At 65.3% G+C, this 23,951-nt stretch carries 21 protein-coding genes; 10 read left to right on the plus strand and 11 right to left on the minus strand.

The window, feature by feature from the left end; genetic code table 11:
* Positions 1–49 precede the first annotated feature (49 nt).
* Complete coding sequence (locus tag CBI38_RS34175; protein WP_109335867.1) at positions 50–403, plus strand: helix-turn-helix domain-containing protein; 354 nt, start codon at positions 50–52, stop codon at positions 401–403.
* A 2-nt stretch (positions 404–405) separates the two neighbouring features.
* Here the strand turns inward: CBI38_RS34175 and CBI38_RS34180 are convergent, their stop codons facing one another.
* Genes CBI38_RS34180 through CBI38_RS34190 form a run of 3 tightly spaced genes read right to left on the minus strand, consistent with a single transcriptional unit; the run spans position 406 to position 2,572 of the window.
* Positions 406–1,008 (minus strand): phosphatase PAP2 family protein, encoded by a 603-nt coding sequence (locus tag CBI38_RS34180; RefSeq protein ID WP_230990333.1) that lies wholly within the window; start codon positions 1,006–1,008, stop codon positions 406–408.
* Positions 1,005–2,087 carry a hypothetical protein gene (locus CBI38_RS34185; RefSeq protein WP_109335868.1) on the minus strand — a complete coding sequence of 361 codons (1,083 nt, stop codon included), beginning with the start codon at positions 2,085–2,087 and terminating at the stop codon, positions 1,005–1,007. The genes CBI38_RS34180 and CBI38_RS34185 overlap by 4 nt, the downstream gene beginning before the upstream one ends.
* Complete coding sequence (locus CBI38_RS34190; protein ID WP_109335869.1) at positions 2,084–2,572, minus strand: hypothetical protein; 489 nt, start codon at positions 2,570–2,572, stop codon at positions 2,084–2,086. The genes CBI38_RS34185 and CBI38_RS34190 overlap by 4 nt, the downstream gene beginning before the upstream one ends.
* A gap of 134 nt (positions 2,573–2,706) precedes the next feature.
* Here CBI38_RS34190 and pgfA point away from each other — a divergent pair, with 134 nt between their 5' ends.
* Positions 2,707–3,771, plus strand: a complete 1,065-nt coding sequence (pgfA, locus tag CBI38_RS34195) for a cell envelope lipid trafficking protein PgfA (RefSeq protein WP_109335870.1) — start codon at positions 2,707–2,709, stop codon at positions 3,769–3,771.
* A gap of 274 nt (positions 3,772–4,045) precedes the next feature.
* Here the strand turns inward: pgfA and CBI38_RS34200 are convergent, their stop codons facing one another.
* The 8 genes from CBI38_RS34200 to CBI38_RS34235 all read right to left on the minus strand — a co-directional run bounded on the left by CBI38_RS34200 (position 4,046) and on the right by CBI38_RS34235 (position 13,789).
* Complete coding sequence (locus tag CBI38_RS34200; protein WP_162603372.1) at positions 4,046–4,651, minus strand: hypothetical protein; 606 nt, start codon at positions 4,649–4,651, stop codon at positions 4,046–4,048.
* 27 nt (positions 4,652–4,678) lie between these two features.
* Positions 4,679–5,242 (minus strand): hypothetical protein, encoded by a 564-nt coding sequence (locus CBI38_RS34205; RefSeq protein WP_109335872.1) that lies wholly within the window; start codon positions 5,240–5,242, stop codon positions 4,679–4,681.
* Positions 5,243–5,260: 18 nt separating this feature from the next.
* Entirely contained in the window at positions 5,261–6,853 is a 1,593-nt protein-coding gene (locus CBI38_RS34210; protein ID WP_109335873.1) for a peptidoglycan DD-metalloendopeptidase family protein, read from the minus strand.
* Positions 6,850–7,623 carry a hypothetical protein gene (locus CBI38_RS34215; protein ID WP_109335874.1) on the minus strand — a complete coding sequence of 258 codons (774 nt, stop codon included), beginning with the start codon at positions 7,621–7,623 and terminating at the stop codon, positions 6,850–6,852. The genes CBI38_RS34210 and CBI38_RS34215 overlap by 4 nt, the downstream gene beginning before the upstream one ends.
* Entirely contained in the window at positions 7,620–9,785 is a 2,166-nt protein-coding gene (locus CBI38_RS34220; RefSeq protein WP_109335875.1) for a hypothetical protein, read from the minus strand. Before CBI38_RS34220 ends, CBI38_RS34215 begins: the two co-directional genes overlap by 4 nt.
* 26 nt (positions 9,786–9,811) lie before the next feature.
* Positions 9,812–12,925: an ATP-binding protein gene (locus tag CBI38_RS34225; RefSeq protein WP_109335876.1), complete on the minus strand. Its 3,114-nt coding sequence runs from the start codon at positions 12,923–12,925 to the stop codon at positions 9,812–9,814.
* Positions 12,909–13,352: a hypothetical protein gene (locus CBI38_RS34230; protein ID WP_109335877.1), complete on the minus strand. Its 444-nt coding sequence runs from the start codon at positions 13,350–13,352 to the stop codon at positions 12,909–12,911. Before CBI38_RS34230 ends, CBI38_RS34225 begins: the two co-directional genes overlap by 17 nt.
* Before the next feature lie 149 nt (positions 13,353–13,501).
* A complete protein-coding gene (locus CBI38_RS34235; protein WP_204165022.1) occupies positions 13,502–13,789 on the minus strand; it encodes a hypothetical protein in 288 nt (95 codons plus the stop codon).
* Positions 13,790–14,320: 531 nt separating this feature from the next.
* Between CBI38_RS34235 and CBI38_RS34240 the strand changes: the two genes are divergently transcribed.
* From CBI38_RS34240 to CBI38_RS34275, 8 genes are all read left to right on the plus strand, one after another.
* On the plus strand, positions 14,321–14,986 hold the full coding sequence (locus CBI38_RS34240) for a hypothetical protein (RefSeq protein ID WP_109335879.1): 666 nt from the start codon (positions 14,321–14,323) through the stop codon (positions 14,984–14,986).
* Entirely contained in the window at positions 14,983–16,728 is a 1,746-nt protein-coding gene (locus CBI38_RS34245; RefSeq protein ID WP_109335880.1) for an FtsK/SpoIIIE domain-containing protein, read from the plus strand. The genes CBI38_RS34240 and CBI38_RS34245 overlap by 4 nt, the downstream gene beginning before the upstream one ends.
* A gap of 49 nt (positions 16,729–16,777) precedes the next feature.
* Positions 16,778–17,134 (plus strand): hypothetical protein, encoded by a 357-nt coding sequence (locus tag CBI38_RS34250; RefSeq protein ID WP_109335881.1) that lies wholly within the window; start codon positions 16,778–16,780, stop codon positions 17,132–17,134.
* On the plus strand, positions 17,134–18,528 hold the full coding sequence (locus tag CBI38_RS34255; RefSeq protein ID WP_109335882.1) for a CpaE/TadZ family protein: 1,395 nt from the start codon (positions 17,134–17,136) through the stop codon (positions 18,526–18,528). Before CBI38_RS34250 ends, CBI38_RS34255 begins: the two co-directional genes overlap by 1 nt.
* Positions 18,529–18,631: 103 nt before the next feature.
* The gene (locus CBI38_RS34260) at positions 18,632–19,858 is read left to right on the plus strand and encodes an insoluble domain protein (RefSeq protein WP_109335883.1); all 1,227 of its coding nucleotides are present in this window, start codon (positions 18,632–18,634) and stop codon (positions 19,856–19,858) included.
* Positions 19,859–19,880: 22 nt separating this feature from the next.
* A complete protein-coding gene (locus CBI38_RS34265) occupies positions 19,881–20,573 on the plus strand; it encodes a DUF8176 domain-containing protein (RefSeq protein WP_109335884.1) in 693 nt (230 codons plus the stop codon).
* Between the two features lie 410 nt (positions 20,574–20,983).
* Entirely contained in the window at positions 20,984–22,192 is a 1,209-nt protein-coding gene (locus CBI38_RS34270; RefSeq protein ID WP_109335885.1) for a DUF2637 domain-containing protein, read from the plus strand.
* A 608-nt stretch (positions 22,193–22,800) separates the two neighbouring features.
* On the plus strand, positions 22,801–23,904 hold the full coding sequence (locus CBI38_RS34275; protein ID WP_230990334.1) for an alpha/beta hydrolase family protein: 1,104 nt from the start codon (positions 22,801–22,803) through the stop codon (positions 23,902–23,904).
* Positions 23,905–23,951 lie beyond the last annotated feature (47 nt).

A 23,951-nucleotide genomic window follows, 5' to 3' on the forward strand; every position in this document is an offset into this window, starting at 1 on the left:
TACCTACGGGTCAATCCGGGCTAAAAGGTTGAAGGGTTGGGCAGGAACGATGAGCAGCTTCGCTGAAAGGCTTCGCTATCTCTTTGACACCGTCCACCCGAAGGACCGGGGCCCATACACACAGACCGAGGTCGTCGATATGCTCCGGTTCAGCGGCAGCAAGATGACTACTGGTTACATGTCGCAGTTGCTCAGTGGGAAGCGATCGTCGCCCGGCTTGGAGACAGTCCGAGACATCTGTCGGGTATTCCGTGTGCCGATGGACTACTTCGGGGACGAAGAGACCTATCAAGAAATCAGGCAGCAGATTGAATGGATTCAGAACCTACGAGATTCACAGGATCAGCGTGTCGCGGCCAGGACCTACGACCCATTTCGGAAGCTGACCAGCGACGAGGACTAGTCCTAAGCAATTAATGCGTAGGTCATACCAGCAGCGACGGCGCCCGCGATCGAACCGACAACGACCTGACCTTTCGTGTGGTCCCCGAGATGGACCCGGGACCATCCCACCAATGGTGTGAAGACCAACGCCAGCAGCCACCACGGTGACACCGCCAGAGCCAACACAACGGTCACACCGGCTGAAACGCCGGTATGGACGCTTACCTTCCAGTGGAAAATGCTCGTGATGACCGCGGCGACTCCCAGTGCCACCAGGCCCGCCGACATGAACGCGATCATCTCGATCGGTGCGTGCCCGAGGATCTGAATGATCAAACCACCCACCGCAACAACCAGAAGCACGACGATCAAGAGATGTCGCTCGTTGATCTGGGTGACATGGTGGTCGCCTATCCGCGACCTCCGCATCCCGAACAGAATGACGGCCATCGGGACGACTCCCGTACACAGCGCAACGAACGCGCCCCAGCCCGCGGTGCCGACGGAAAAACCAATCACCATCGACGTCACGATATTGATGACCCACGGGGCACCGACTTCAGTCAGTACGCGTGCGGCCATATCGGTTACAGTACGGCGGTCCCGAAAATCGATCTCCGTCATTGCTCCAAGGCCATCTCTCGTTTGTCCGCGTGGGCGATTCGATAAGCGTTGCCCAACATGCACGCCCACATGGTGTCAGTGGTTCCGGGATCTAAGAAAAAGCTGTTGTATCCCAATCGGTCGGGAAGTCGACCGGTGACGAGCCATTCGGTGATTGCGTCGACGGCCAACGGCTGGGGAAGAGGTTCGCCCGGCGGCATCCCACTGTGATCGACTTCCAGGCTAAGAGCATCAAGTAGCTCAGCTGCTCGGTCGTCGACTTGCTCGGCGGCGCTACTGCCGCGTTTCGATTCTCGTTCGGCGTTCGGCCACCGCGTCAGCAGCTCGGCTCGAAGGTCGGAGAACTGCTTGAGCGCAGCCCGGGCTCCAATCCAGTTCATCGCCAGGGCAGTAAGTACTCCTGCGGCGATGAGTAGCACGCCGGTCAGGGCGAGCGTACGGGAGATGGCGAACGGTGTGGGTGTCGGCTCCATCAGTCCGTAGCGCGTGGCGACCAGGTATCCGATTCGAAGGGCGGCGTATGCAGTCAGGATTGCAGCCCCCGGACAGATCAAGAGCAATCCACGGCCGGTGACGGTATGTCGGTCTGCCTGGACGATCGTTACCACCGTCACCATCAGGCATAGCAGAAACGGGTATGCCATCGCGAGAATCAGGCCTTCGGCATATCCAGGTAGGAACGCATACTCGTTGTCGAACGTGCGATTGTCCACGTTCGCCGGCCATGGCGTTTTGAAGAAGAACACGAAGGAAATGGCGGCTGTGAACAACGAGAGTGCGACGTGAAGCCGGATCAACTTGGTGCGCTGGCCGGCCTTGCTCGTCACATCCGTGAACACGGTGGCAGTACCGATACAGATTCCATAAACCAACAGCATTTTGAGGGCACCAGGCATGCCCGCGCCCAAGGAAGATTGAACGAATTCCTCAATGGGCTGGATGTTGAGCATCATGTGAAGTGACATGCATGCCAGGATGAGCGCGGCACCAGCGAGAGTCCATGAACGACTGAACCACCACCGATGCAGCCGGGTTGCCGCCGCCACGCCCAACAGTGCGGCAGCCAGCGCGGTGATCAACCGAGGGCCTCGTCAAGCCGTGACCGAACCGCAGGGTTGTGGCTAGTCCGACTGCTACCTTTCAAGCGTCGCAGCAGCAGGCTCGCGAACGCTTCAGCGTCGGCCTCCTCGGTGGACCGTGTATCCGTGCAGTCGCGCTGAAGCATCAGTTTCGCTAGGTCGTGAGATTCAGGCGGAAGGTAGTCGGTAGCCAGTTCGATGGCGGGCCTGCCGACATGTCCCAGTGCCATGTGGCCGAGTTCGTGGGCGATGGTTCGCTCCCGAGCATGCACCCACAACGCATATTTAATTTCGTCATGGTCGGGGTTGCGTACCCATTGGCCGAACACTCGGGACGGCAGGTCGGGGCCCTCATGAATCAACAGTGGCCGTCCGCGATCGCGCGCGAGAGCATTCGCCATGCCGGTCAATGATCGTGCTTCGTCGCCCACCGCAATGCGGAACAGGTGATCGACGGCACGTGTAACTGCCGCTCTATGTGCCACTCCCGGAACCTCCTGCCGTCAGCATCCCCCGCGATGCCGACAGACAACGGTAGTCGTCTGGCGCGAGTACGCCCAGTCGGGGGGCGGGCGGCGCCCATGAGAAGTTCCACGCGGTCTCGACTAGGATCGCCCGAATGCCGATCAGCCTCCGTCTGTCTCGTCACGGCACCGCTTGTGCGGCCATCATGGCAGGTACCTTGCTGCTAACGATGAGCGCGCTCGCTCCGACATACGCCGCGAGTCAGCTCGTTAAGATTCCCCTGGACGTTGAGGCGGACACGGTCTCCACCGGTTCTGCGCAACTGCTCAATGCGGCCGCTCTGACGAAGGGCAAGCTGGAGATCGATCCCACAGTACCGATCACTGTCAACCAACGGGTCACTGTCCAAGATCCGTCCGATTCAAATACCGTGACTCTGCAGTCTGCCGTGCAGATGACGCGGGATGACCGGAACGGACCACGCTCAGTGATCAATGCAAGCGTCGACCGAACTACCGTCGATAGGCGAACCGGTTACGCTGTTTCGGAGCCCTCTGGATCCATCCAGTCTTCGCTCGATAAGCCGGCGGAGCCAGTTGCTCACGAGGGACTCCAGTTTAAGTTCCCCTTCGACACAAAGAAGCTCTCCTACCCCTACTTTGATACGACCCTGCGCTCAAGTCGCGCCATCGACTTTGTGAAAGAGACCGAGATTAAGGGCCTCCCGGTCTACCAGTTTCACCAAAGGATCGAGCCGACCTCGATCGGGGGTGCTATCACACTTCCGGCGGTGAACTGGGGGAGAACCGGAACGGACTCGGTGTCCCTGAAGCGCGTCTACGGCGTCACTCGGGATCTCTGGGTCGAACCGGTTTCCGGTGCAATTGTCCAGGTACGACAGCATTACAACCAGCACTTTGGATCCGACATCGACGATCCGGACCCAGTCACCATCATTGATGTCACAACGATGCTCGACGAGCAAAGCGTCGATGAACAGGTGGAACGAGCCGTCGCATACAAGCGGCAAATTCAATGGGGCACCGTCTATGGTCCCGGGATTGGTGCAGCAGCTGGGTTTTTGTTAGTCGCCGGCGGGGTCTACCTCGGTGTTATGTCATCCCAACGAGCGCCAGCTAAACAAAAACCATTGGAAGAGGTTACGGTCACTGAAGAGCCTGTCGGCGTGCGCGATCGGGTGAGCAGCGCCAATACGTGACGCTCTCGAAATCCAGGACGGCTGGCAGGTCCGCCGCCAGACTCGGTTCGGCCCCTCGAGGCATTGCGATGCGCCACCGACCGAGTAAGTCGATGCTGTAATCACGCTGGACACAACAGTCCACTCGGGTGACGAGACGATCAACGGCTGTCTCCACAAGCGAAGGACGCCAGTCCCGCGGTCCTGTGAGGATTTCGCTATGTGCCCGCCCTGCACTGTGGTCGCGATCGTGCTGATGGGCCCCGATCAACCTCTAGCGCCGCTGATCTCGCAGCTAGTTCAACTCGTAGAAAGCCGCACGTGCGTAGGGCAGTGCCTCGGCGTATGCGCTGCGGACCTTGTCTTCGGTGCCGAGATAGGACATGTTGTCGTCGTAGGCTTCGCGGTCTTCGAAGTACGTACGGCCGCCGAAGTGGTCGGACAGCTGGATCGCCACGGCGTAGTCGACCGGGTTGCCGTTCTTTGCGGCTTCCCCTTGGCTATCCGCACCTGCATAGAAGGTCTGGATTGCGTCCGTGACGGCTCCGGCGTCGAGGGCAGGTCGGTTGTCCCACTTCTGGCTCCATCCGAAGAGGTTCCGTCCTGCCGAGCCGGAGTGGTGGACCCGCCAGAATCCTTCAGCTCGTGAGGCGACGAGAGCCGCGATGATGGCGTTGTCAGGCGCCTTCCGCTCGTTGCCGAGAGCGATGATGCGGGTGACGGTTTCCTTCTGCTGTCCGTCGGCGGTGTCGTCGACGAAGGGATCGACGACCTGGGTAGTGGTGTCGATCGTGGGTGTCGGTTGTGATCCGGTGTCGTCGTTCGAGTTGCTGCCGCACCCCGCGATGACCGCGGTGGCGAGCACCATGGCCGTCAAAGCTGTAGTGACGCGGTACTTCAAGGTTCCCCCTCGCTCGTTCGGTTGCGTTCAGTAGGTGAGGTTATCGATCAACCATCGGCCGTCTGCTTCGGTAAGGGTGAGCCAAACTGTAATCTCGGGCTCGACGGGGTGGGGAGTGTCGCCGATGACCGCGGTTTGGGTGATTGTGGCCACCCGGTGAGCGGTGGTGTCGGTGTCGGGTGGGCAGCCGGAGCAACCGATGGCGACGTCGGCGATGACCCGGGCGTTGTCGTTGCTCCATTGCTGCCATTGCAGGCTGGGTCCGCGCTCGTACCGGACATCGGAAGTGAGGCGTGCAGCCAGGGCCGGTGTGAACCACTGTGTCGCGCGACGGAATCCGCTGGTGGGGCTCTCGTCGGTGGCAGGGGCCCAGGTGAATGTGACGGTCATCGCCCGGCGGGCGACTTCCTCCGGCGATGTCGGTTCCGGTCGCTGAAATGCGCTGGTGCCCATTTCCGGTGCAGGGGTCGGTGCGGTCGTGGTGCTTTGCGGTGTCGCGTTACCTGAGGGGTTGCCGTCGCCGCGGCAGGAGTAGAGCAGTACCGCGACTGCGGCGATAATCACTATGAGCACGATCGAGGTTTTGCGCATGGTTCCTCTCCTCCTGGGTCACATACGGCGGGAGCGCATGTCGGCCATCACCTGTGCTTGTTTGACGACGTCACCGGTGGTGGGTGCGTGAACCATCTGCCCGTTCCCGGCGTAGATACCGACGTGGCCCGGACCGCCGGCCGCCCAGGATCCGAAAACGAGGTCCCCGGGCTTGGCCTGGGAGATCGGGATTTCAGTGCCCACCTTCCATTGGTCCTCGGAGGTACGGGGAAGGATGGTCTTGCCCCCGGTGGCCCGGGCATAGGCGTACTGGGTCAGGCCAGAGCAGTCGAACCCGCCATCGGACGGGCCACCCGCGCCGCCGCCGCCCCACACATACGGGGTGCCGAAGTACTGGCCGGCGGCCTCGACGACATTGCTGCCGCCGGCGGTGGGGGAGGGGACGAACTCGCCGCGGCCGCCAGGTTGCTCGAACTGGGGAATGTAGGAGAGGACTTTCTGCACGTACGGGCGGGTTTCGCTGGAATAGTCACCACCGGAGGGCATCCCACCGGCTCGCTTGATGGCACCCTCGCCGGCGTTGTAGCTGGCGATGTAGAGCGAGAGTGGATCGCCCTTCACGGAGCCGTCGGCGATCCAGCTGTCGACCGATCGCGCGATCTCACAGAAGTAGCGGCCCTGAGCCATCACCGCATCCCCGACATCCGCTTGAGACACTCTGCCGTTGCCGTCGTCGTCGCGGCCGTACACGGCCCAGGTGCCATCCATGAACTGGGTGTAGCCTTTCGCTCCTGCGGGGCTGGTGACAGCGCGGAACCCGCTCTCGGCTTTGGTGTCCGCAGCGAGCAATGCCGGGCTGATCTGGGGGCACAGCGATCCGCCCTTGCGGAACCATTCTTCGAATGCGGTTGGGACACTGCCGGGTTTGAGGTCGCCGCCGCCCGCGGTGCCGAAGCCCTTGCCGCAGTCGAGTGGGGTGGATGCGGCCATGAGAGAGATGGTCGATCCCGGTGTGCTCGAGTCCCGTCCGGATGGTGCAGGGACGCCGCCGAGCTTGGGCATAGGGTCGATTGCGGTGCCGTCCTGCAGGCGGCCGCCTTCCCAGTATTCGAAGTGCAGGTGTGGCCCGGTCGATCCGCCGGCGTTACCGACGTCGGCGATGTGGTCGCCGGCCTTGACGCTCTGCCCGGGTTTGACGTGGATCCCGTTGGCGTACATGTGCCCGTAGACCGTGGAGACCGGCCGGCCGTCGACCGCGGAGTCGATGATGATCCAGTTCTCGAAACCGACACCGGGACCTTCACCGCTCGAACCGGCGGCGACGACGAGGCCGTCGAGGGCGGCGTAGATCGGGGTACCGACCGGGCCTGCGAAGTCGACACCGTTGTGCATCGCCCCCCATCGGGGTCCGAAACCGGAGGTGAACCTGGTGGTCCCCGGTGCGGTGGGATGCTGGATCGGCCCGGACGGGATCAGCGCGGCCGCCGGCGGATCGTCGGGTGTGCTGTCTGCGCGCGTGCCCCCGGAATCGGAGTGGGCGGGCCGGCATGGCTTGGGCAGGTCGATGATCGCCCCGCCGGTGCAGGCGCTGGCCATCCCGATGGTGAATGACGCGGCAAGTGCAGCCGCGGTCAGACGCCGAGCGGTCATGCGATCGGGCCTGGCAGAGGCGTGTCGAGTTCGGGGATTGGGATGGGGCCGGGGACCGGCACGGGGGCGAGGACGGTGGCCTGCTGCGCGGGTGGAGCAGACTCCGAAGACAATTGGTGCTCGGGGGTGCGCTCCGGGCTGGGTGCGGTGACGGGTGACGGCGTGGTGGTGCGCGGGGTGGCGAGAGCCGCGGCCACGTCGTCGAGGTCGAGCGTCGGGAGGGGGGAGTCGACCCGCCAGCCGTCGTCAGTGGCGGTGACCGCGATCGTCATGGTCCCGGCACTGGTGTCGATCTCCACGGTCGTTCCGGTGGTGCCGGTCCCTGACAGGGTGCGCGTCGGCCCGAGAATCGACACCGGAGCGGTCGGCCGAGCCGCCGCAAGGGTGTCATTGACGCGCTCGGGGCGGGTGACACGGCTGAGCGCGACCGCCCACTGAGTTGGCGATGCGGTGGTGTCGACGAACTCGTGTGCGTAATACATCGCCGCCGTTGCGGGACTACGACCGATCGAGCTGGTTGGCATCGACGCGACTTCAGTCTCGGTGATCTCCTTGGCTGCGGCGGTCGGGGTGGCCACCGGCGTGGTGTGGGTGTTCGCCGCGTTCGCGAGTGGCTCTGCCGTGTCGCCGGCTGTCCCGGTGACTGTGGTGATCATCAGGCGGGCGAGGTAGAGGAGCGCGACCATAATTGCGATCCCGCTGGCGAGTCGGCCGGGACTGCGCAGGACCCAGCTGCGGATCGCGGTGGTAATCGGGTTGACGGTTCTCACCAGCTCACTCCCAGCTCCCGATTCGGCCGGTCGAGCACTTCCGTCGACTGCTCCGACGCGGTGTCCTCACGCAATCGAGCGCCGGGCAGATCGCTGCTCGCGGGCCCCGCCACCGCCGTGGCAGAGGCCGGTGCGGGCCGGGTGTTCGACACCCACGGACGCTTCGCCTTTCCAGTCGCTTCCGCATCCTCATTCGGCCGGTAGATGGTGGTCGGTGCGATGACCGCGTCCGGTCCGCCGTCCCACCGGGTCGTGTCCTGACGGGCAACGAAGATCTCACTGTCATCGGTGTCGAGGGCCTCGAAACCGTCGGTGAAACCCGTTGCGGGGGTGTGTTTGCGCAGGTCTGCGAGTCCGGTGCTTCCGTTGCCGCCGGCTTGGTCGGCGGTGAGGTCGACACCGGGTAGCCGGGTGCCGGACTCGGGCCTGTCCGGGGACGTTTTACGCAGATCGGCCATCGCTCCACGGTCGCCGCTGCGTAGGGCGGCCAGTTGTGCTTGGCGGGCGCGGTCGCGGTAGTCGTCGGTGCGTGCGGCCGACAGTGCTCGTCCTTCTTGCCGGACGATCGGGGGCTTGTTGCCGCCGATCATGTCGGACCACTGCCGACCGGCACCGTCGGCGGCGCGGTTGGTGCCGGCGCGGGCGAGTTCGAGGCTCTTCTCGGCCAGTCCCATGGCGGGGTTGGTGACCATCGAGCTGGCGGTGAGCAGTTTCTGCTTCCAGGAGCCGTGCTTGTGCCGGTCCATCGCCCCGCCGATCATGCCGCGATGCGACTGGGTAACGGTCTGTGCGAGCCGTTTGAACGGGCGCAACAACATCCAGAAGACGATGGTGAGGATGACCAGGAACCACAGCCGCCAGGTTCCGTCGACCGCATCATTGCGGTACAGCTTGATCAAGATCAGCAGGTAGACCGACATCAGCACCGCAGCGGCTACCGCCCACAGGTAAATCCCGCCGAGGATGCGTCCGACACGGATCAGGATCGATCCGGAGACGATGGCGAGCGGAACCCACACCGGTGCGGTGACGATCGCCAGCCGGATCGCCAGAAGCGCCGAGAGTTTCAACACCGAGGAACCGATCCACAAGAAGGAGGGCATCGAGGTCTTGACCATCGACAGGAACCCGGTCGAGACCCGGCTGCTGTCTTTGCCTTGAAAGGTGTAGAACGAGAGCCCCTTGCTCTCCAACGGTTCGACGACCTCCCGCCGGAACTTCTCGGCCTTGGCCTCGTCGATCTCCTTCTGTGCCGCGTTGTCGGCCTGAATTCTGGCCTGCTCGTCGTAGGTGTAGGCGATTGACTCCCGCAGCTTCGGCCACAGATCATCGAGCGTCCGGCTAGATGCGTTTGACCCGAAATAGCCTCGCTGCACGTCCGGGATGATGATTCGGTCGGTGATCACCAACCGCGGGTCATCGGTCATGCCCGCAGAGTTGAAAATCTCGCCCTGAGTTTTCGTGATCAGCGCGCTGAACGTCTCGTCGGAGATCTGGATCGCCTTCGCTGGTGCACCGACCATCAACCCACCGATCGCCAGCGCGCCGGCACCGATCGCAAGCTGCCGGAACACCGCTGGGGCATCTGATCGCAGACCGCGGTAGAGGATGATCAGCCCGGCCGCGGCCACCCCCAGCCCGAGCCACGGCCCGTAGACGGTCGGCCGCAACGAGTCGGAGACCGCGAGCACGATCTCGTCGAACTGCGCGATCGCTCCCTGCCGTCCGGTCTCGCGGCCTTCGGCGGGGGTGTTGGCCTGCTCGTCGAGCCAGAACGCCGCGGCAGCGAATGATTGCCCGATGGTGAGGAAGGTGTTTCCGATGTCGGTCTTGTTGCGCACCAGCGATACCCCGGTGATGTCTTCACCGCAGCCGAGGTCGTAGATGTGCCACGTCAGACCTGCCCAGCCGTGGCCGCCGTACCCGGTGCCCGACAGTTGGGATTCCGTGGGCTTGTTAACCGATCCGGAGTCGAAGAACGCCGGCGCCGCCGAGTTCGGGGACTGCGGTGCCGGCACGTCCTTGCAGTTGAAGCCCGCGGCGTGGGCGGTGGCCTGCCCGCACAGGGCGCTGAGCCCCACCAGAATCATGACCGCGCACAGTTGGATGATCCGCTGCAGCAGGTGCGCGGATGATCTGGTGGTGCGGGCGGTGGCGGGCATCGAGAAGGTCCTTCCCAAGGAGGGGGTCAGGCGGCGGTGGCCCGGGAGTTCAGTGCTTGCGCGACGTGGGCGATGTGGGTGAAGTTCGTCCAGTTCGCGCGCACCAGCTCGATGTCGCCGCCGAGGCGGACGACGTAGGTGCGGGCCTCGTCGGCGCCGGTCTTCGCGGCGCGCTGTTTACGGGCTTTGTTCGCGCGCGGGTCGTAGGTGTCGTTGCGGCCCCCGCCGAGCTGGTTCGCCAGGATCGTCTCGTACCCTTCGCCTTCGTCGAGGCCGAGGAGTTTGAGTGCGTCGGAGATCGCCCGTTCGGACGAGCCGAGTCGGCCGATGATGATCTCGTCGGTCAGCTGTGACTGGTCCTGGTCGTCGGCGCCGTCCGTCAGCCCGAGGAAATCGCCGGCAAGCTGGCTGCATACCAGTGCGCGGGTGCGGAACTTGCGGGTGTCGCGACCGAGCCGGACGTAGAGAGTGCGCCCGGCCCCGGACTGCTTGAGGTACTTGTTCTCGTCCAGGAACAGCAGTTTCGGTAGTGAGCGCGGCTTGTCGTAGACCAGCCGGGTCGCCAACCACGCCGCGAGGTGGATCAGCGGACCGGCCAGGCGTTGGCTGTCGGTGGCCGCACGTCCCTCGGCCTTGTCGTCGATCTGCAGGCCGGGCATGGTCAGGATCGTCAGGCGCTCGTCGAGGACCGAGTCGAACAGTTCGGCGGCGGCGTCGTCACCGGCGCTGGCTGAGGGGAAGAGCACCCGGGCATCGCGCAGCTGCGACATCGTGCGCAGCATCGGCCCGATCCGGCCCGCGGCGGTGCGCAGTCCTTCACCGATGACCTGAGTGCTCTCGGAGCCAGCGGCCTGGCCATCGGTCGTGCTGTGGGCGGCCCCGTGGCCGTTGGTGTAGGCCACACCGGCAGCGATGTGATCGATTGCGTCGAGGACCTTGCCCAGATGGTTGGTCGGCTGGCCCCCGACCAACGCTGCTGCCATCCGGACCACGCTCTTGGCGTCCCGGTCGCTGCGGTCGTCGGCGTCGAGCATCGAGATCAGCACCCAGGACGCGAGCTGGACTCGCTCGGCATGGGCGGCACCGCGATCGTCCTCGTAGGCCGCTGCTGCGGCGGCTGCCGGGTCGGATTCGTGTGCGTAGTCGGGATGGCCGGGGCGGTAGATCTCGTCGGCCGGGTCCGGTTCGGACACGACCCGGTAGACGTTGAGGACGCCGGGCTTGGCGCCGCGGCCGGTCAGCTCGTAGACGCGGGTGAAGGGCTTGAGTTCGGGCAGCTCGGCGAGCGCGCGCAGCGGACCGGACGGGTCGAGGATCACTCCGTGCGCGCCCAGGCGCAGCGCCTGATAGGTGATCATCCCAGCCAGATGGGTTTTGCCGGCTCCCTGGACGCCGACCAGGGGGGTCAGGCCGCCCTTGTCGAAGAAGTCGTGGGCGGCGAAGAGATTCCAGGCAACGGGGCGTACCGAGATCGACGCGGTTTCGCCGAGGATGATGCCTTCCTCGTCACCTATCCGGTCGGCCGCCGCGCCCATCCCTGCCGACATGGCCAGGACACTCATCCTGCGCTTGTGGGCGGTGTTGGCGAGCTTCTCACCGGGCATGAACTCTTTGAGCAAGTGGTACTGGCCGTTCTCGACTTCGAGTTCGATATCCGGTGCGTACTGCTGCTGCAGCTTCGAGACACGGTCCCGCACCTGTTGGGGGGAGGAACCGGACACGGCGATCCGCCACCACCCCGATCCTCGGGTGGCAAGTGCCCCACCGTTCGACATCTCCGTCCGCAGGCGCCGGGACAACCCGTGCTGTGCCGCCAACTCATCGGGTGGGGTTTCGTCGTGCTCGACGGTGTAGTGCCGGTACTGCGCCTCGATCGCGTTGCGCTGCTTCTGTATCTCGCCGAGTGTCTCTTCTGGGGTGTGCAGGGTGATCCGCTCGGACCACTCCAAGGGCAACCCGAGCTGGTCGCCGAGCAGCTGCCACGGCATCTTCTGTTCCGGGATGGCCAGTGGTGCCATCCTCCCCACTGTCAGCACGGTCACGTACGACCTATAGGTGCGGTCGGCGATCGTGCCTTCGACGACAGTGTGTCCGGCGCCGGGCGTGTAGTGCATGTCCGTGAGGTTGCTCAGCGACAACAGATCGGGCAGACCCCACCCTGACGGTGCGCGTGCGGCGGCCGGTTCGGTCAACGGCATTCCCACCGCGGCGGAGCGGCGCAGCAGATAGTCGATCTGTCCGCTGTCGGCCGGCAGGGCTTCGACACCGGGGGAGAGCATTACGCGTTCGATCTCGGCGATGTGTTCGGCCGCAGCGTCCTGTTCGGCGCGCAGGACCTGCTCCGACCACTTCGACAGCCGCGGTCCCAATCCCTTCACCGCGGTGCACATGTCGGCCACCGCGACGATTGCCTGGGCGGTCATCGATCGGCGGGGCAATTCAATGCCCCAGTATCGGCGCTTGCGGGTCGGGGCGGAATCAAGCAGCGCCACTTGCTGACCGACGAGGTACTCGTCCCACGCGAGAGCGTCCGGGACGTCGGGGAGTCGGTTCTCGGCGAGTCGTGCGTGGGCGCGTCCCCATTCCTTGACTGGCCAGGGCTCGCGCACGGTGCGCCGGTGGATACCGGCCACCCCTTTGCTGCGCAGTTCCGCCAGCACCAACGCTTCGTCCCGGATGAACCGCGACTGATCGGCAATTGCCCGCATGCTCCACGTGCCGGGCGATTGCACGAACCACAACGTGGCGGTGTCGTCGGTGATCGTGACGTTTCCCAGCACCGCCCGCAGCCGCCACTTGGACTGCTTCCGCAGCCGCGCCCTGCTCCCGCGATCCGCGGCGGCACTGGTCGAGTGCCCCTGCGGACCCGGTCGGGACTTCTTCCCGCGCCGTTTGCTGCCCGTGCGGCGGGTAGGTTCTGCGGTCACGTCCTCTTCATCGTCGGAACTGGCGACCGGGGAAAGGTCGGTGGGCAGTGCACGGCCCAAGCTCGCTTGTGGTGCAGTGGTGGTGTGGGGGTCGGCGGTCTGCAGTCCTGCTTGGCGCGCCGCGCGTAACCATGACTCGGGCAGCACCGGGGGCAGTGCTCCGGGGGGTGGGACGAGGTCGGCCGGGTCGAACCGGTTACCGGGATAGCTCATGACCTACCTGCTCGTAGTCGTAGGAAGTCGTGTGATCAGCGGCAGCGGGGGTGAGGCGAACGCGCGCGATCTGGTCGGGGATCGACACTCGCTGCGGCGCGTTGCGGATTTGCTTGTCGAGCTTGACCGCAGGGCGTGGGGAGGTGAGGTCGTTGATCGCGGACCGGGCCAGTGACCGGATGGTGCGTTCGTGGCCGAGCCCGTCGACGATCCGTTTCGTCCCGAGATAGGTCAACCCCAGAACCGCGGTGACGCTCCAGCCGCTCCACGGCACCGACAGCACCCCCATGACGAGGATGTACGACAGCAGCAGTAACAGCAGGCCTATACCCATCGCCTGCCATCTGATCGGTCTCGGGAACGCCCGCCCCGGTGGTCCTAGCCAGTGCTGATCCACCCGGTACAGGTCGTCATCGGTTTCAATCACCGCTGTCCCTTACCGGCGCTCGTTGATGGCGCGACCGATTGCGAACACGATGGCGGCGGCGATGATCACGCCGAAGATGATCGTCATGACGGACATGGGTTTGGGTTCCTCTCGAAAGTGTTGAGTCCGTGGAGTTGTTCCGCTACCGGTCATGCACCGGGGACGATCAGCCGGATGATCCCGGTGCCGACGTTCATCGCCGCGTCGGGGTTCGCCGATAACCCGAACCAGCCCAACCCGATCAGAGAAAGGCCGGCAATGGTGATGACGGCAGACCAAGACGAGCGAATGGCCTTCGTGAGAAGCACAATCGCTCCCACGCCGAGGATCGGCGGGACCACCTGCTCGCGGAGGAATCCTCCCACCCCGGTGGTGTCGATCCCGTCCTGCGCCAGGTACGTCAGCTGTGACGCAGCCTCGAAAGTCTCGTGAAGCATGTTCTCTCCCAGAAGATTCACGACAACACCGGATGGTGACGGAACGAACAATGGCACAGGGTGGCTTCGGTGCACGAAGACCCCCGCACGCACTCGGGCGTGTCGCTGGTCCGCTGAGGGTGGGGACGGTCGCTGGGAGGACTCGGGCTCCACCATCGGGGCACCCTCTCGGGGACAACTCTGGTGAGGAACGTGATTCACCCCATGTGGGGTAAGCGTCGACCGATTGCGGCATCGGTGATGCCTGAGCCCCACTCCCTTCGGGAGACGCCTCCCCCCTACGGGGGGAGGCGAAGTTGCAAATAGCGCCACAGCCCGGTTTCGGCGAGAGTGGGCCAAACACCACTGGCAGAAGTCTTTTGAACTCCCCGGCCGGGTTGGTGTCACCGCGGTCGAGGACGCATTCGCGAAAGATGCGAGCAGGGCGACACGCCCGAGTGCGTGCGGGGGTCCTTGGTGAATCCTCTGGCGAGCGGATTCACTTGTGCGCATCAGCACGACGCCGATGTCCGATCGAGAAGGGTTTCTGCGATGCTGTCGAATGACCCTGTGGGCGAGTTTTTCCGGGATGTGTTCGGCTCGTCCGGTACCTCGTCTGCCTCCGGTGGACGCAGGCGTTCCGAACAGTCGGGGGAGGAGGGTGCGCGTTTCACCCCGTGGGTGACCGTCGTCCTGGTCGTCGCTGTCGCCGCTTGGTGGATGCCGACCCTGCTGGTCTCCGCTCCGGTGGCCGAGCTGTGGCCGCGCGCGCCGCTCTGGTCACAGTGGCTCATCGACTTTCGGCCCAGACTCGTCGTCGCGGTCGCTCTCGTCGGTGCCGGGGACCTGATTCGGTTCCTGCGGTACCGCCAGCGGCGAATCCTGTCCGCGGTGGTACGGCAGACCACCGGTCACAACCCCGCACTGATCAGGCTCAGCGTGCGTACCGGGTGGCACAGCACCGCGTGGGCGGCGATCCGTCTGCCGCAGGGATCGGTCGTCGATGCGACCCGGCAGGAGCGTCTCAATTCGGCAGTCAATGCGTTGATCGTCGGGTCACCGCTGTGGCACCGCGTGCGCGCTGCGCTGCCGGCCGTCGCACCCACTCGTCCCCTGCGATTCCTGCCCCGAATGGCGGTGGCGCAGATCGACCGTGTCCCGGCGGGAGAACCTGCACCCGACAGTAATTCCCCCTCGACGTCGAAGGCGGATCGATGAACCGATTCCTCGGACCCACAGTCACCGACTGGAAGTACGTCACCGACTTCCGGGCCGACAAGAGCACCATCACGATCACCCGCCGACCGGTGCTCCCGGACACCCGCAGCCCACGGCACCGCATGCTCGCCGAACTGTTCTCCGACGGCAAGGCCCTGCGGGACGTGACGGTCTCAGTCGGCGCCTACGCCAACGACGGAACCGAAGCCTCGTACCGCATCCACTACAAGCACACGCTGGCCACCGGCATGGAAGCCAACCGCGACAAGCTTTCCGAGGCTCTGCTCGCCGCCCTCGGTACGCACGAGTCAGGTCAGCTGTGGCGAGTCGATTGGAACCCGGAGCAGCCCATCATCACCCTCTCGCTCCGCAAACCACTCGAGAAGATGATCTTGCACTTGCTGCCGACACCGGCCCTCGAGCTACCTGGGCCGAGGCTCGACAAGCACGGCATCGGACGTCAACAGATCGAGTGGCCGAGTCGGGTTCCGAACAAGCCAGGACAGCGCCTGCACGTCCCGTACGCCTCGTGCGAGATCGGCTCCGACGTAGTCGACGCGTTCTGGAACGTCTCACACCGCTCGTCGGCACCACACATGCTGGTCGTCGGACCGACCGGCGGCGGCAAAACAGTCCTGCTGACCACGGTCATCACCGAACTGGTTCTCCGCGGTATCCCGGTCATCGGTGTCGACCCCAAACGCATCGAGCTGCACCAGTTCCTCGGCTACCCCGGTGTACCGGCAATCGTGTTCGAACCGCTGCGCGCGGCGAAACTGATCTACGCACTGTGGTGCGAGATGCACGCACGCACCAAATACATGCAGATCCAACGCATTGCGCCCGCGAATATGCCACTGCTGGTGGCCGTGCTCGACGAGTTCTTCATCCTGTCCGCCTCATGGACTCAGATGGCCAAGAGCGGAACCGACGTGGAGAAGGACGTCCTGAAGTTCTGCAATCCACTGGGGCGGATCGGTGAACTGGTCGCGCTGGCCCGCTCGACAGGTATCCGCCTCGCCGTGGGTGTTCAGCGTCCCGATGCGCACCTGTTCGGACGCGATTCCGGTGGTGTGCGCGACAACTTCAAGACCCGCGCCTCGCTGGCCCGCCTCAGCAGCGACGGCGCCTACATGATGTGGGGAGACACCACCGTCGGACGCGACATCGATGCCGCCATCGCCGGCCGCGCCACCGTCACCGATCCCTCCGGTGACCCGGCACTCGCCCAAGTGTGGTTCACCCCCAGCGTGGACGCTCACCCCGCAGTACGCGCCGATATGTCCAACGAAGAACGCTGTGCCGTCGACAGTCTCCGCCCAGAGGTGGACACCCCGGTGTTCTGCTTCTCCGCCGAGTTGCCGGAATTCGTCGCCGAAGAACAAGCTCTGATCGCCGCAATGGCCAACGACGTGCGCGACCCCATCGCGATCTCGAGTAGCATCAGCACACCGAGTGCGGCCGACACCATCGCGGATGCGATCCCGGCCCGCTCCATCGAAGAGGGCATGCACATCGTCGTCGGACTCGACGACGACCCGGACCTGACCGGACTGGTCGCCTCGGTCGAAATCGCCCGCGAAGTCGACCGCACCAACGACGGCACCGTCACCGACGAAGGCAAGGTCATCGTCGGCATTGCCGTCGAGAGCGCCGGCCGCCGCCCTGAGGTGCTGTTCGTCGAGTACAGCGGCCTCGACACGGTCGTGCTCGTCGCACCGGAACTCCCCACCGCCACCTGACTTTCGCATCACCCACCACCGCTACCAGCGCAACAAGAAAGGTCCCACGATGGCAGTCCGGCAGATCGAACGAGCAGTCATCCTCGAGCCCGAGGACATCGAGGCCATGCACCGCCCGTTCATCAACAAAGGCAACTCCGACCCCGTCGTTCGAGCGTTCCGCGAAGCGTTGCGAGCCTCCACACCCGGGTGGCTCTCGGCCTTGGACTCGGAAAGCAAGACCGTCTCCCGCAGCCGACTCGACGAGCTCCTCACCGCGATCGGTCATCGACGGGACCTGGTGGGCGCACTTCCCAACGGCGAGGTCAAGACCGAGGCACTCGAGCAGCTCACCAGCCTCGATGAGCTGATCACCGAGATGCTCGCCCAGCTCGACGGCACCACCTCCGGCACCGGGAGTCTCTGATGTCGGCCCCGCAGATGACCGTCGCCATCGACGACGGAGGACGCCACGCCACGGCGCATGTGCCGTCGCAGGCCGCGACGCTCGACCTGCGAGGCGACACCGAGCAAGACCTGATGACCGCCGTGTTCGCCCAGGCCCACGCCGAAGCACGAAGCAGCGGCCAAACGATCACCGTCGCGGTCAGCGGCGGCATCGACACCGCGCCGATGCGGCTCGAGGTCGACCCCGACCAGACCATCCGCCCGGCCCCAGAACAGACCCCGGGCCAGGGACCCGTGACACCCAACCGGGAACGGCCCCAGGGCCGCCCGGGCGGCGGCACTCCCGTCGTAAGGATCCAGGCAGAGGGCACTGAGCCTTCCGTTCCCGTGCGGTCGCCAGCGAGCGATCCGACACCCGAATCGGCAGCCGTGGCCGCCGAGGAGGAGGACGGACACGCTCACTCACCCGCCCGGCCACTGCACCCAATGTCTGGGCTCGCGGCCCCCGAAATCGCCCCCGGAGCTGGCGAACCCGCACGTCTCGGAGTGCGAGGCCGACTCAACGCCATGTTCGGGTTACGCCTCGCACCCCAACCGCAGTCACCGGAGATGCGGCTGCGGGCCGCCGAGTCGGTGATCACCCGGACGCTGCCGGATTTCTCCGTGATGACCGTCGCCAACCCGAAAGGAGGAGTCGGCAAGACACCGATCGCCGTGGCTCTCACTCAGACCTTGGCCAACCTCCGCGGCGCCGGCACCGTGGTGTGCGCAGATCTCGGCGAGGTCGGAGGCAGTCTCGCAAAGCGGGTCGCCGTCCGTCCGCCGCACGACAACGACATCCCCGCATTGCTGGCCGCCCATCCCGACCCGCGCGCCCCCATCCGGCCCTCGGAACTCGCGCAGCACCTGACCCGTCAACCGTCGGGTGAGGACATCATCGCGGGACGCCGCGGCGGTGCCACGTCGGTTCTGGGCCGCAATGACGCGGCGCATCTGGCCGCGATCGTGGCCCAGCACCGCGACATCCTCGTCGCCGATACCGGCAACAACCCCCTCGCCGGGAGCTGGCAGTGGGCAGTGACGGCAGCCGACGCCGTCGTGGTGCCCGTTCCATTGCGCTGGGACGCCGCAGATGCCGCGGAAGAAATGATCACGGAGCTGGCGTCGACGGGCAACATTGTCCTGCAACGCACGATCGTCGTGATCACTACCGGCCCCGGAGACGCCCCGATGGTCGAACACGACACTGTCGAGGCCCTCCGCGAACTGGGAGTACCACTTGTGGCGCGCATGCCATTCGAGCCGCTGTTCGCTTCCGGGGAACGCCTGGCACTGTCCCGGCTCCAACCCCACACCCGGGCCGCGTTGACCCGACTGGCCGAAGAGGTCGTCAAGACGATCACCGGCCCCTGACGCAGCCATCACCACTCTGCTATCTCAATCCGGCCTACCCCGGCACATCCGTCCTTCGATCCCACCTTCCAGGCCAATTCCTCCACGTCATGAAAGGCACACAATGAGCAACAACCCCACCGGCGACCGCACCGCCCGCCACGCCCGAGGCCGACACCGCCATCACAGCGCCACCCAATCCGCCACCGCGCTGGCAGTCCTCACCGCAGCCCTGGCTTCCGGAATCGCCTTGTCCCCGTCCGCAATCGCCGACCCGATCCAAGGCGGTGTCACCGGCGACAGCAACCAAGAAGGCGTCACCGGCGGTGGCACCCCCAGCGGAACCACCACTCCTCCACCAGCACCCGCGCCCACCTACGTGCCCGAAACCCCGCCGGAACCGGTGTACTGGGTCGATCCGCCCGCCGAATACCAGAACATCGAGTACCAGCCACTCCCGAACTACGACTACGAGACCAATGCGTATGTCGAGGCAGCGGACTACTACGTCGCACCAGTGCAATTCGACCAGCTGCACTTGCCGACCCCGGTGGAGCCGACGAAGCCGTTCATCGCCCCCCGGGACACCCTTCGTCTGGGTGAGCTGCACATCACGCAACCGAACTGGGTGTCCGACATGGACCGGGACCGCACGAACAACACGATGGCGGTGGTCCAGGCAGGCGTCTCGACGGGTTGGCGGTCGATCGGTGTGGAAACCTCGCGGGCCGACCGGATCGCCGCCGCCCAGGTCGGTGCCGGAGCGGCCGGGGCAACAGTCGGTGCCCTCACCGCAGGCGGGGCGGCCGCCACCGCAGGCGCTCTGGTCGGTGGCACGATCGGCGGCCTCGCCGGGATGACCGCGGGCACCGTCTTCCTTCCCGGACTCGGGTGGGTGCCCGTCGGCATCGTCGGCACCGCCGCCGGGGCGGGAATCGGTGCCGCGGCAGCGGGTATCCCCGCCGCCGCTGCCGGCGCCCTGGTCGGCGGCGGAATCGGAGTGGCCGCGGTGACCCCGATCGCTGCCGGCGACAAGGGCGAACCGAAGGAGATCGACGTCCCGGACATCGACTCCGAAGCCGTGACCGTACAGACCGAGACGGTCCTCACCGACTGGGAGAACTCCGGACCGATCGGACAGGCAGCCGCCTCCGCCGTGCAGGACACCGTCGAGTCCGCGCCCGCGATCGACCACCAGGCCCGCGACTTCGTCGCTGCCAAGCCCGGCGGACAGCAGATCATCGAGCAGGTCGACAAAACCCTGAACTCGTTCTTCAACGACGCCACGCCCGGCCTGGCCGCAAACCTGCTGTCGGGAGCCATCAGTGGCGGCATTCCGACCGCCAACTGACCCGGAAGGTGGGTGCACAACCATGACGAAGCCGAACATCCGCCGAAACACTGCACGGCATCCCGCCGTACTCGACCTCCTTCGCAGCACACCCACCGCCCATGCGCCGGGCGCCCGCACCAAGGCGCTCGGCGGCCCGGCCACACCACCGCACACACGGCCGCGTCTCCCGTCCACGAGCGGCGGCCGCCCGGGAAAGAAGGCGGTGGCCGGCATTGCGGTGGCCGCCGTCGCCGTGGCCGGTGCGGTGGCAATAGGCCACCTGCGCAACGAAGACAGCGAAACCGCGGCCACCTCCAGCGCCACCGTGGCAGTGGACGAGAACGGGCTTCCCATCCTCAACCTGCCCGAACCCGCACAGGCCGAACAGGCCTCCGCGCCGGACGGGGACTGCCGGGCCGACCGCGGTGACCAGAAGAGCGGCGCGGGCGCGATCGAAGCCTTCAATTTCGCGTACTACAGCCAACGCAGCGGCGAAGCCGCCCGCGCCCTCGCAACACCGAACTCGTCGGTGCTACCAGGCCCCGAGTTGCAGCGCGTCATCGACACGGTCCCGCTCGGTACCAGCTACTGCATCCGCACCATCGAACTCTCCCATGGGGTCTACCTGGTCGATCTCTCCCTGATGCGACCGGACCAACCCCTCTCCCGCGGCACCCAGACCGTCACCACCCAAGAGATCGACGGGCGCTGGTACGTCGATGTCTTCACCTGAGTCCCAGCTCCGAGATGCGGTGCGGACTGCGCCGCCGACCCGGAAACGAGGACTTATTGCGAGCAGAGTGCTCGAACTATCGGGATGACCGCAACACCAACGCCGCAACGCTGGCGTTGCGCGCACGATGGTTCGGGCGGACAGATCAACCGCGCAATAGTGCGCCATACGTCATCGTTTCGCCGCACCTGACCGCGGAACAGGGCCGTTGCGGAGAGAGCGGCTTGCTAGCCATGCAAGCTGGGATCGCAAGCGTTGCGGCGCGTGACGTGGTGCCCCGGCGGCTGCTGCAACACGGCGCAACACCCTAATGAGCACCGCAACGCACTTCCGCAACACCACAAGAAATACCACCGGCGGCAACCCGTGGTCCCTCGTCCAGCGGGACCCCGTGAAAGGAGTCCCCGAGCATGAATGACCTCAGTATCCGAGCCGCGCAAGTCCAGCTCCGCGCCCTGATAGCGGCCCTCATCGTTGCGATCGCTATTGCAGTCGGCATCACCACAGGCGCCTTCGTGCTCTCCTTCGCCGTGCAACGTGACCTGGCATTGCAGGCGGGTATCCCGCACTACCTCACCTGGATCTTCCCGGCCATCGTCGACGGCGCAATACTCGGCGCGACGATCGCGGTCGTTGCGTTGAGCAAAATAGGCGGCAGCGCAATCGGGAAAAGGTTCTTCCTCGGGCTCGCTGTGGTGGTGGTCTTCATCAGCGTCTTCGGCAACGCCAACCATGCCTACCGTGCAGGGGAAGCCGCCGCGCGCAACGTTGCCGCCGGAATCGAACTGGGCTACACGCCGCTGTCACCGACCGGCGCATCGCTCATTGCAATCATTCCACCGTTGCTCGTGCTGGCTTTCACCCACGGCGTCGGCATCCTCATCAAGGCCATCGGCACCGCTCACATGGAGTACACCGCGGTCGTGCGAGACGCCCGACATCGTGAACCACAATGGGCGGGCGAGGACGCTGGGACCGACTCTCGGATGTCTGCACCGGAGCCGAGGTCGGTCGACCGCAACACCGGACGCAATGCGCAATCCGTTGCCTCGACCGTTGCACCGGGCGTCGACGTTGCGTCGGCAACCGAGTCGTCGGCATCCGACCGCGCCAGGGCCGCCGTTGCGAGGCCAGACATTGACCGTGACGTTGCGGCTGTCCTGCAACCGGAGGAAGCGGACCCTGCTGACTTCACCGGTGTTGCGGGAGAGAGCGAGGAACACCAGAAGCACAGTATCCGCAATGCACTGCACAGTCGCGATGCCGCACAAGAGATCAGCAATGGCCCGGAGGGCCCACCTCAGTCGTTCGTGCTGCCGGACGAGACCCAGACGATTGACAACCTCCTCGCCTTCATCGACGCCTGCGCCGACTTCGAACCGATAGTGAAGGAGACGGCCCGGCTGCGGATCAGTGAGCGACGCAGCTACGCAGAGATCGCCACGCTCACCAACGCCAAGGCAGCTTCCACCGCAATGCGCCGCTTCGACAAGGTGGCGCAACGCGCGGTCGAGGCAGGGTTCCGGACCCCGCCGCTGCCCGACGTTGACGACTCGACCGAGGGCCGCAATGCCGCAACGCTCGATAAGCAGTACGCCTTTGCCGGGGCATTGCAATGACTCGAATTGGCGAGAATGTCCACACATGAGTCAGCGCACTCTGCAAGGCATGGGAAAGAGCGACATGGCGGACCTCGGACAAGAACGGTCATCGTTGGAACCAACACGCTCGGGGTCGGAGCACAATACCGCAATGTCACGCATCACTCGGACGAGCCGCGCAATGCAACGCCCGGCTACGATAAAACCGGCAGCGCAACAGCGGCCAGCTCCGAGAGTCCCTGCCACACGCAGGTGATGCAGACACGCCACCAGCTGCTCCAACGGTCGGGACTACCCGCTATTCGCGGGCGCGACCGGTGGAGGCACCCGTGTCCGGTGGAGTGGGCAAGTGCACCCGGCATGACTCGGATCGGTCGACGAGAGCGCCGGGTCGGACAGGTAGCATCCTGCGCGCAGTAAATGGGTCCATTGCCCCGGAAATGATCGGAATCGTTCGTCCTTCAGGTTGTCGAGATCCCCTCGACCACAGAGGACGGCAATGGTCCGGGTTCGCCAGAGATCGACACCGCAAGAGACAAGGGGAGGGACCGTCGATGGCAATGGTCAGGAGCTCTACGAGGAATGCAAACGCCTGGCAGAGGGCCGGTTTAGTCGCCGCGCTATGGATGAGCGGGACACTCGCCTCCGCGGCATCAGCCCAAGCCGAACCTGTCGACCTACTCTCTGCGGGGGCTGTGCTTTCTGAGCAACCCCTCGCCACCGTGGTGCTTCCTGCCGGCGCCGCCGACACCAGCACCCGAATCCTCTACTCCACATTGCGCACCGCCACCGACCCGGGCGAGTCCACCGGATCGGTCTTCCTGCCACAGGGCCCACCGCCGGCTGGGGGGTGGCCGGTCGTGTCCTACGCCCACGGCAACGTTGGCATCGACGATGCCTGCGCCCCCTCGGTCACCGGGTCCACCGAGGTCGAACGCGTATCAATCGAGCAATGGCTGGCTGCCGGCTACGCGGTCGCGGCCACTGACTACGCCGGGATCGGCACCGACGGAGTCAATGCGTACACAGACGGCCCGGCAGCCGGCGCCAACGCCGTCGACATCGTCCGCGCGGCCCACCACATCTACGGCGACCAACTCGGCGACCGATGGATCGTTGCCGGCCTGTCCCAGGGCGGCCACGCCGCCTACTTCGCCGCCCACCAGGCCACTACCCGAAGCCCCGAACTCGACTTCCGTGGTGCAATCGCCGTCGGCGCCCCCACGCACCTCGACCAGCTCCTACCGCTAGCTGGACCCAACTTTCCACCGGTGCCGAACGCTGGGATCGCCCACTACGTTCTCTACACCCTCGCCGGCCTCGACGACCAGCGACCGCAACTCGACATCCGCCGCCGTCTGACCCCAACCGGCGTCGAGCTCATAGAGAAGGCGAAGGTGACCTGCAGCAGCGAGTTTGACGAGTATCTGCGCACACACCCGGTCACCATCGCGGAGCTTTTCACCGCCCCACTGGACAGCCCCGACCTGCACGCAGTGCTCCAACACATGCAGCAGGCACCTACCAGCGGGTTCGACCGCCCGATCCGAGTCGTGCACAGCCTTACCGACACCAAGGTGCCGATCCCACTAACCTGGGCGCAACTGAGTGAAATGCGTTCGAACGGCGTCGATACCGAGTACCAGCAGCTCTCCGATGTGGACCATTCCGCCAGCTTGACCGCCGCCATGCCCGAATCGCTGGCCTTCGCTGCGCGCGTACTGAAGTGAACACACCCAGACACACTGTGCAGTGTTGCGGGGGTTGAACCGCCGGC

It is taken from the genome of Rhodococcus oxybenzonivorans (assembly GCF_003130705.1).
GTDB classification, from domain to species: Bacteria; Actinomycetota; Actinomycetes; order Mycobacteriales; family Mycobacteriaceae; genus Rhodococcus_F; species Rhodococcus_F oxybenzonivorans.

Bases quoted from the DNA above. Each gene is read 5' to 3' on its own strand.
- CBI38_RS34175 (WP_109335867.1), top strand. From the start codon at position 50: ATGAGCAGCTTCGCTGAAAGGCTTCGCTATCTCTTTGACACCGTCCAC.
- CBI38_RS34180 (WP_230990333.1), bottom strand. From the start codon at position 1,008: ATGACGGAGATCGATTTTCGGGACCGCCGTACTGTAACCGATATGGCC.
- pgfA (WP_109335870.1), top strand. From the start codon at position 2,707: ATGCCGATCAGCCTCCGTCTGTCTCGTCACGGCACCGCTTGTGCGGCC.
- CBI38_RS34205 (WP_109335872.1), bottom strand. From the start codon at position 5,242: ATGCGCAAAACCTCGATCGTGCTCATAGTGATTATCGCCGCAGTCGCG.
- CBI38_RS34210 (WP_109335873.1), bottom strand. From the start codon at position 6,853: ATGACCGCTCGGCGTCTGACCGCGGCTGCACTTGCCGCGTCATTCACC.
- CBI38_RS34220 (WP_109335875.1), bottom strand. From the start codon at position 9,785: ATGCCCGCCACCGCCCGCACCACCAGATCATCCGCGCACCTGCTGCAG.
- CBI38_RS34225 (WP_109335876.1), bottom strand. From the start codon at position 12,925: ATGAGCTATCCCGGTAACCGGTTCGACCCGGCCGACCTCGTCCCACCC.
- CBI38_RS34235 (WP_204165022.1), bottom strand. From the start codon at position 13,789: ATGCTTCACGAGACTTTCGAGGCTGCGTCACAGCTGACGTACCTGGCG.
- CBI38_RS34240 (WP_109335879.1), top strand. From the start codon at position 14,321: ATGCTGTCGAATGACCCTGTGGGCGAGTTTTTCCGGGATGTGTTCGGC.
- CBI38_RS34245 (WP_109335880.1), top strand. From the start codon at position 14,983: ATGAACCGATTCCTCGGACCCACAGTCACCGACTGGAAGTACGTCACC.
- CBI38_RS34250 (WP_109335881.1), top strand. From the start codon at position 16,778: ATGGCAGTCCGGCAGATCGAACGAGCAGTCATCCTCGAGCCCGAGGAC.
- CBI38_RS34255 (WP_109335882.1), top strand. From the start codon at position 17,134: ATGTCGGCCCCGCAGATGACCGTCGCCATCGACGACGGAGGACGCCAC.
- CBI38_RS34260 (WP_109335883.1), top strand. From the start codon at position 18,632: ATGAGCAACAACCCCACCGGCGACCGCACCGCCCGCCACGCCCGAGGC.
- CBI38_RS34265 (WP_109335884.1), top strand. From the start codon at position 19,881: ATGACGAAGCCGAACATCCGCCGAAACACTGCACGGCATCCCGCCGTA.
- CBI38_RS34270 (WP_109335885.1), top strand. From the start codon at position 20,984: ATGAATGACCTCAGTATCCGAGCCGCGCAAGTCCAGCTCCGCGCCCTG.
- CBI38_RS34275 (WP_230990334.1), top strand. From the start codon at position 22,801: ATGAGCGGGACACTCGCCTCCGCGGCATCAGCCCAAGCCGAACCTGTC.